Below are 1,312 nucleotides of genomic sequence, written 5' to 3' on the forward strand. Positions count from 1 at the left end.
GTCCGCTCCTGTCTGTTGTCCACCAGTTTTGCTATGGCCCACAGCAGGTTGGCGATACCCTGGGCATTAAATTGGTCTTTCTGTGCGATCACGTGGGGCAACAGTGCGGCCACGGCCTCGTTGAGCCCTGGTGTCTGCTCCTGCCCGCTGTCCACCAGTTTCGCTATGGCCCACAGCAGGTTGGCGATACCCTGGGCCTTAAATTGGTCTTTCTTTACGTTCACCTGGGGCAACAGCGCCGCCACGGCCTCGTTGAATTCTGGTGTCTGCTCCTGCCCGTTGTCTACCAGTTTCGCCATGGCCCACAGCAGGTTGGCGATATGCTGACGAATAAATTGGTCTTTCTGTGCGTTCACGTGGGACAACAGCGCGGCCACGGCCTGGTTGAGTTCTGGAGTCTGCTCCTGCCCGTTGTCCACCAGTTTCGCCACGGCCCACAGCAGGTTGGCGATGCCCTGGGCATTAAATTGGTCTTTCTGTACGTTCACATGGGGCAACAGTACGGCCACGGCCTCTTTGAGCCCTGGTGTTCTCGCCTGTTGGTTGTCCACCAGTTTCGCCATGGCCCACAGCAGGTTGGTGATATCCTGGGCATTAAATTGGTCTTTCTGTGCGTTCACGTGGGGCAACAGCGCGGCCACGGTCTCTTTGAGCCCTGGTGTCTGCTCCTGCCCGTTGCCCACCAGTTTCGCCATGGCCCACAGCAGGTTGGCGATACCCTGTGGTTTAAAGTTAGCTTTCTGTGCGTTCACGTGGGGCAACAGCGCGGCCACGGCCTGGTTGAGCTCTGGAGTCTGCTCCTGCCCGTTGTCCACCAGTTTCGCCATGGCCCACAGCAGGTTGGCGATACCCTGTGGTGCAAAGTTAGCTTTCTGTGCTTTCACGTGGGGCAACAGAGCGGCCACGGCCTGTTTGAGCTCTGGTGCCCGCTCCAGCCCGGTGTCCACCAGCTTCGCCATGGCCCACAACAGGTTGGCGATACCCTGTGATTTAAAGTTAGCTTTCTGAGTGTTCACGTGGGGCAACAACGCGGTCACGGCCTCTTTGAGCCCTGGTGTCCGCTCCTGCCCGTTGTCCACAAGTTTCGCCATGGCCCAAAGCAGGTTGGCGATATGCTGAGGAATAAATTGGTTTTTTTGTGCGTTCACGTGGGGCAACAGCGCGGCCACGGCCTCTTTGAGCCCTGGTGTCCGCTCCTGCCCGATGTCCACCAGTTTTGCCATGGCCCACAGCAGGTTGGCGATGCCCTGGGCATTAAATTGGTCTTTCTGTGCGTTAACGTGGGGCAACAGCGCGGCCACGGCCTCTTTGA

General features: G+C 58.5%; 1 protein-coding gene. It reads right to left on the bottom strand.

Annotated features, from left to right (window positions below; genetic code table 11):
• Positions 1 to 1,312, bottom strand: a 1,312-nt coding sequence (locus tag J7438_RS25505) for a DUF1601 domain-containing protein (RefSeq protein ID WP_209278848.1), incomplete at both ends; no start/stop codon positions are given.

It is taken from the genome of Thalassotalea sp. G20_0, from assembly GCF_017744175.1.
Lineage (GTDB): Bacteria > Pseudomonadota > Gammaproteobacteria > Pseudomonadales > Endozoicomonadaceae > Endozoicomonas.